At 53.9% G+C, this 6,895-nt stretch carries 5 protein-coding genes; all 5 read right to left on the minus strand.

Annotated features, from left to right (window positions below):
• Positions 1–59, minus strand: a 59-nt coding sequence (cydX, locus tag A918_RS22435) for a cytochrome bd-I oxidase subunit CydX (RefSeq protein ID WP_084664642.1), incomplete at its 3' end; no start/stop codon positions are given.
• A 49-nt stretch (positions 60–108) separates the two neighbouring features.
• Complete coding sequence (gene cydB, locus A918_RS0104785) at positions 109–1,254, minus strand: cytochrome d ubiquinol oxidase subunit II (protein WP_022709950.1); 1,146 nt, start codon at positions 1,252–1,254, stop codon at positions 109–111.
• On the minus strand, positions 1,254–2,852 hold the full coding sequence (locus A918_RS19460; protein WP_033315882.1) for a cytochrome ubiquinol oxidase subunit I: 1,599 nt from the start codon (positions 2,850–2,852) through the stop codon (positions 1,254–1,256). Before A918_RS19460 ends, cydB begins: the two co-directional genes overlap by 1 nt.
• Positions 2,853–3,392: 540 nt before the next feature.
• Positions 3,393–5,099 carry a thiol reductant ABC exporter subunit CydC gene (gene cydC / locus A918_RS0104795; protein ID WP_028233400.1) on the minus strand — a complete coding sequence of 569 codons (1,707 nt, stop codon included), beginning with the start codon at positions 5,097–5,099 and terminating at the stop codon, positions 3,393–3,395.
• Positions 5,096–6,889, minus strand: a complete 1,794-nt coding sequence (gene cydD / locus A918_RS19465) for a thiol reductant ABC exporter subunit CydD (RefSeq protein ID WP_022709953.1) — start codon at positions 6,887–6,889, stop codon at positions 5,096–5,098. Before cydD ends, cydC begins: the two co-directional genes overlap by 4 nt.
• Positions 6,890–6,895 lie beyond the last annotated feature (6 nt).

A 6,895-nucleotide genomic window follows, 5' to 3' on the forward strand; every position in this document is an offset into this window, starting at 1 on the left:
TTGAGCACCGCGAAAGCCGCTGCGAGAGGTAGTCCTAAAACCCAGGCGAAATACCACATTTAAAACCTCATATTATATAAGAGACAGAAATGATGACGGAAACGGGCATCAGTAATGCCCCTCTTCCAGATCACTTTCCGTCACTTTTCCGCGCAGCACATAATAGACCCAGCTCGTATAGAGCATGATGATCGGCAGCATAATGCCGATGCTGATCAGCATGATGAACAGGGTCAGATGGCTGGATGAGCTGTCCCAGACCGTCAGGCTGGCACTCGGATTCAGCGAGGATGGCAGGATGAACGGGAACATTGCCACACCCACCGATGTAATCACACCGAAGATCGACAATTTACCGAACAGCAATGCCACGAGCGGACGCCGTGCCCACAAAAAGAGGATCACCGCGAAAGGCGACAGCAGGCCGAGGGCAGGCACAGCCCACAGAGCCGGATAGCGCAGATAATTGGCAAGCCATGCGCCTTGCTCAACCACTGCGGTTTTAAACAGCGGGTTAGACGGACCGTTCGGATCAATCTCACTGGTAATGCGGTAACCCAGACCGGATTTCCAGAGATACAGCCCTGCGGCGACATAAAAGACCACTGTCAGCAATGCGAGAAGCGTACCGTATTTTTTTGCACGTTCAGCCACAATTCCTGTGGTTTTGACACAGAGCCACACACAACCATGCATGGCCAGCATGATGACTGACATCAGACCTGCCAGCAGCGCAAACGGGTTAAGCAAGGCAAAGAATGAACCTTCATAGAAGATCATCATATCGTCATTGATACGGAACGGCACGCCGAGCAGCACATTACCGACAGCCACACCAAAAATCAGTGACGGCACAAAACCACCGATGAACAATGCCCGGTCCCAATTGTTGCGCCACAGCGCGCTTTCACGCTTGTTGCGGTATTTGAAACCGACCGGTCGCAGGATCAGCGCGAACAAAATGATGAACATCGCCAGATAGAAGCCGGAGAAAGACACCGCATAAAGCTGCGGCCATGCGGCAAAAATCGCACCGCCGGCCAGAATGAGCCAGACCTGATTGCCTTCCCAGACCGGTTCAATGGTTTCCAGCACCAGCCTGCGTTCCAGATCAGTACGGGCAACAAAAGGCAGCATGGTTTCAATACCAAGGTCAAAACCATCCATCGCCGCAAAGCCGATGAGCAGCACACCCAGCAATACCCACCAGATCAGACGTAAGGTTGAATAATCAAGAAGTTCGGACAAAACCATTATTTTGCCTCCCCGATTTGTACCGGTTTACTGGGAACAGGTTTCTCAAAGGGTGCGGAAACCGGAGCATGATCCGGCTGCGGCCCGTTGCGGATCGCACGGATCATCACGCCCATCTCAATAATGAACAGAACTGTATAGATCAGGATAAATCCGCTCAGCGAGATCAGCACGGTTACGGGGCTGAGATTGGAAACCGCCACGGCTGTTGGCAGAACCCCTTCAATACTCCATGGCTGACGGCCGAATTCCGCAACCAGCCAGCCCATTTCTGCAGCCAGCCAAGGCAGAGGAATAGAGAAGACCGCAACCCAGAGCAGCCAGCGGTGTTTGTCCAGTTTTCTGCGTGCAGACAGGAAAAAGAAGGTGCCGGTCAGCAACAGGAAATAGAAGCTCAGGCCCACCATCACACGGAAGGCAATGAACAGCGGCAGCACACCCGGAACAGTATCATTGGCGGCAGCCACGATCTGCTCATCCGTGGCAGTGCGCGGATCATCAACATATTTCTTCAGCAGCAGACCATAACCCAGACGCTCACCATATTGTTCAAAAGCCTGTTTGGCTTCTGCCGGTGCCTGCTCGCCCCGTGGCGTCGCTTTGATTGTCTGCAAGGCATCATAGGCTTTGATACCGTCACGGATGCGATCCTGAGCCTGCAAAACCAGCTGGTTAATACCCGGAATTTCAATGGTCAGGGAGCGCGTACCGATCAGCCCCATCACATAGGGAATGTGAATGGCATAATGGGTCACGCGGTTTTCCTGATCCGGCACACCAATCAGCGTGAAGGATGCCGGAGCCGGTTCTGTGTCCCACATGGCCTCAATCGCAGCCATTTTCATGCTCTGATGGTCGGATGTCAGATAGCCGCTTTCGTCCCCCAGCACCACAACCGACAAAGCACCGGCCAGACCGAAAGAAGCCGCCACAGTCATCGAACGTTTGGCCAGTTCCAGATGACGGCCTTTGATCATATACCATGCCGAAACACCGAGAATGAAAATGGAAGCTGTGACATAACCGGCAGAAACCGTATGCACGACCTTGGCCTGCGCAACAGGGTTGAAAACAACGGCAAAGAAGTCCGTGATTTCCATACGCATGGTTTCAGGGTTAAAGCGCGATCCGACCGGATTTTGCATCCAGCCATTGGCCACCAGAATCCACAAAGCGGAAATATTGGAACCGATCGCCATCAGATAGGTCACGGTCAAGTGGCCGATTTTGGACAGGCGATCCCAGCCGAAGAAAAACAGGCCGATAAAGGTCGCTTCCAGAAAGAAAGCCATCAGCCCTTCGAGCGCCAGCGGCGCACCGAAAATATCCCCGACATAGTGACTGTAATAACTCCAGTTCATACCGAACTGGAATTCCATCACAACGCCGGTGGCAACACCGGTTACAAAGTTAATACCAAACAATGTACCCCAGAATTTTGTCATTTGCCGCCAGATCAGGCGGCCGGTCATTACATAGACCGTTTCCATGATCGCCAGCAGAATAGACAGGCCGAGCGTCAAAGGAACAAACAAAAAGTGGTACATGGCGGTGACTGCAAATTGCAGACGGGATAGTGAAACAATATCCAGTTCCATCATCATCCGCCGCGGGGGCGCGGCGCTCCTGTTGTAGCTTAGCGCCGGAAACTATTCGGTATCCGGCAAACTATGCTTGAAAACAAAGCTTTTACGCGTCTCTCCGGATAATAGGGGGCATTCCGGTCAAAATGCGCGTATATCAAACAGTCCGTATGACCGGCATTGTTGCCGGAAATGTCTGTGAGAAACCTGCAGGGCGGATATGCTCTATCTATTTGCTTTTATTCGTATCTTGTCCGAAAACCGCTTCGCATTTTTCGGGACACGCTTAAAATAGACCAATTCTAGATTATACTAATTTATAGCATCAGGAAATGCATATCCGTTCCGGCTGGTAATACTGGCCGGTTACAGGGTTCTCACAGTGTGGGAATGAAAGCGGCGCTTGGGAGAAAACCGCTTTCAAAATCAGATAATGTGATCCGTTTTTGTCAGATCATCCCTCTGATTATGTATAAAAGATCATGCTTCATAAAGCGGGGCTTCCTTTTCAAAGACATGGCTGTTAACGCGTCCGGCTCCGGACAGGTATTCTTGTTAAACCTGACGCAGTGTCTTCAGAATATCTGAAAATGCCTGCGTTCCTTTCAGTGCTTCTGCCGTCATGCGACCATTGCTCATCACGACAATACGGTCAGCAATCTCAGCTTCACGGCGCAGATGCGTCGCAATAATCATAGTTCTGCCGTGGCCACCATTCTGACTTGTGGCCTGTGACAGCCGCTGCAGAATGTCCTGCGCCGTGGCTTTATCCAGCCCTTCTGTCGGCTCATCCAGCAGCCAGAGCGGAGTATTGTGCAGAAACAGACGCGCCAGTGCGAGACGGCGAGCCTGACCGCCGGACAGGCCAAGGCCGCCCTCGCCAAGCATTGTTTCCAACTGCTGCGGCATGTCACCTACCGTTTCTGACAGGCCGGCCATTTCCAGTGCCTGCATCAGATCATCGTCCGGTGCCTTCGGCTGAGCAAGGCGCAGATTTTCCGCCAGACTATCCTGAAACAGCTGGGTTTTCTGCGTCAGCAACGTTGCTGCCTCATGACGGATAATACCGGAATCCGCGGTCACCTCACCGGCCAGCAAAGCCATGAGCGTCGATTTACCTGTGCCGCTTGTGCCGACAATCGCCAGTTTTTCACCCTTGCGCACGCTCAGACTGATATCCTGCAGCACCAGAGGCATCTTGTCCTCATAGCGCATATTGATCTGTTCCAGATAAACAGCCTCATGAGGATCGGCCGGTTGTACAGGCACATAGAAATGCGGCTGGGTTTCATAACGGTCGCCAACGCGGTGCGCAGCCATCAGCGTGCGGCCAAGTTCCATGGCACCACGGCGTAATGCTGCAAACGGTTCCATCGCACCCAGTGCCATCAGCAGCGCAAAGGCAGCAACAGCAGGTGAAATTGTGCCAGCCTCTGCAAGCCAGACACCGCCGAGCAAAGCAACACAGAGTAGCAAAGCCGTAGCGATACCAAAACCGGCACCGACCGAAATTTCAATCCGGTTGAGCTGATCATCAGCATCGGACAATCTTTTGTCAGCCGCACATATGCTTGCGCTTTGCGCCTGCAATCGTCCCGCCATCAGCAGATCGGTCTGGCCGGAGACCAGATCAATACTGCGCGCGTGCACGGCTTCAACAGCTTTGGCACGGCGGCGCATCGGCTTCATCGCCCAGAGTGCTGCAATCAGCGGCAGGCCAAAACCGGCAAGTACCAAAACCGCCACCATTGCCAGCGAGAAAGTGCTATCCATCAGCCAGAAAGCAAAACCAACCACCAGCATGGTGACAAAAGCCGCACCGGCAGGCACCAGCACGCGCAGATAAAGTGCATCCAGTGCATCAATATCCGCTGTCAGGCGGAACAGCAGACGGCTCGGACGGCGCAAAAGTTCTTTTGCTGCCTGCGGTGCAGCCCAGCTGCGGAACAATTTCTCGCGCAATGCCGCCAGCACAGCCAGCGTTGCATCATGCGTAACCAGACGCTCCGCATAGCGCGACGCAGTGCGCAAAATAGCCAGCAAACGAATACCCGCAGCCGGTGCAAATACGTCGAAAGCCAAAGCTGTGGCCGTTGCGAGACCGGCAATTGCTGTTGCGGTGATAAACCAACCGGACAGACCAAGCAGCAGAATACCGCACAAAACAGTCACAGCAGCGAGCAACATACCGGCCCATAATTTGCCGCGCTTTTCCGAGAAAAACAGTTTGAGAACAGGTTTCAAAACCGCAAGTTTCTTCATTCCGCCGCCCTCCGTGCTGAGCATACAGGTGCAGCAGCATTACCGCTGTCTTCCTGCACATGCAGATTTTCCGCACCGCTCAGCCTGTCAACGCGAATGATGCGTCCCATTTTGCGCGCCAGTTCTTCATCATGGGTGGCAATAATCAATGTCTTGCCTTGCGCCATGGCCAGAAGACCTTCTGTTGCCTTGAGCGCGGTTTCACTGTCGAGATGGGCAGTCGGCTCGTCGGCAAAGATAATATCCGCACCGGATTTCAGTGCTGCCCTTGCCAATGCCAGACGCAGGCCTTCACCACCGGAAAGACCGGTGCCGTTTTCACCAAGATCACTGGCTGCAGCGGCAGAGGCCACATTATCCAGCGCTGCTGTTTTCAGAGCAGCCTGCACATCGCTCAGGGCAAAACCTTCACGGCCGAGTGTAATATTTGAACGCACAGAACCGGAGAAAATATGCGGTTTCTGGCCAATCCATGAGAATTGCTGACGCAGCGTGTCAGCACTGCTCTGATCGAGCACGGTATCATGTATCAGAACATCACCACTGCGCGGTGCAATCAGACCGGCCATCATCGCCAGCAGTGTTGATTTACCGCTGCCGCTTGGTCCTAAGAGCGCAACATGCTCGCCTTGCGCAATCTGTAAGCTAAAGCCGGAGAGCAGATCAGTCTCATCATCTGCATCATAGCTGAAATCCACATCGCGCAGCGTAACAGCATGATTTTTCTCTGTTTCAGCCGGTATAGCAGTCGCAGCAACCGCGGTGAGTTTCATACCGCCTGCACTGATATTTTCCAGCGCGTCAATCGCGGCTTCACCGGCAGCGCGGTCATGCCAGACGGCAGAGAGTTCGCGCAGCGGTTCAAAAAATGTCGGCGCCAGCAGCAGGATAAACAGCCCCTGCCCCAATGTCAGCGTTGCGCCCCACGCGCCGAAATTCAGCTCGCCCAAGAGGTGGAAGCCTATATAAACCGCAACCATCGCCACGCCGAGCGCAGAAAACAGCTCCAGTACCGCAGAAGACAGGAAAGCAATGCGCAACACGATCATGGTTTTGTGGCGCAGCGTTTCCGCATTATGGCGCAAGCGCTGTGCGGTCAGATCAACAGCGTGGAATGTACGGATTGTTGCCAGTCCGCGCAAACGGTCGAGCAGGAAACCATTCATCTGCCCCATTTCCACCAGCTGTTCTTCACTGGCGGCTTTGGCGCGATAACCGATCAGCGCCATGAAAACCGGAATAAGAGGCGCCGCAACCAGCAAGACCAGTGCCGCAGCCCATGAATACCACAGCACAGCAATGAGAAAGACAATCGGAACAATCATGACTTTCATCTGCACCGGCTGGTAACGCGACCAATAAGTCACTACCATTTCGGCCTGTTCGGCGAGAATGCTTGCCGCCTCACCCGATGCCGCACGGTTGCGATCCAGCGGGGAGCGGTCAGCCAGCGCCTGCACCGATTTTGCACGCAGATCAGACAGTGCCGCACGCGATGTTTTAAAGGCAATCCGCTCGCCCGTGCCCTGCAAAATGGTACGCAGCAGGCCAAGCAGAAAAATACCGGCAACGATAATCAGAAGATTGCTGACTGTCCCACTGACGGTCAGCTCATTAATCGCATAGGCCATCAGGCCTGCCTGCGGCAGCCAGATCAGCGCCGCCAGAACCTGTAACCAGCCGCCTTTGCGTAAATTGGCCGGTTGTGCACGTTTTTTACGGCGCCGTGCAGACGCCTTTACAGTTCCGGCAGCCTTGTCGCTGCCGGTAACTGTTGTTGCATCAGACATGGATCG

It is taken from the genome of Pseudochrobactrum sp. AO18b (assembly GCF_000409565.1).
GTDB classification, from domain to species: Bacteria; Pseudomonadota; Alphaproteobacteria; order Rhizobiales; family Rhizobiaceae; genus Pseudochrobactrum; species Pseudochrobactrum saccharolyticum.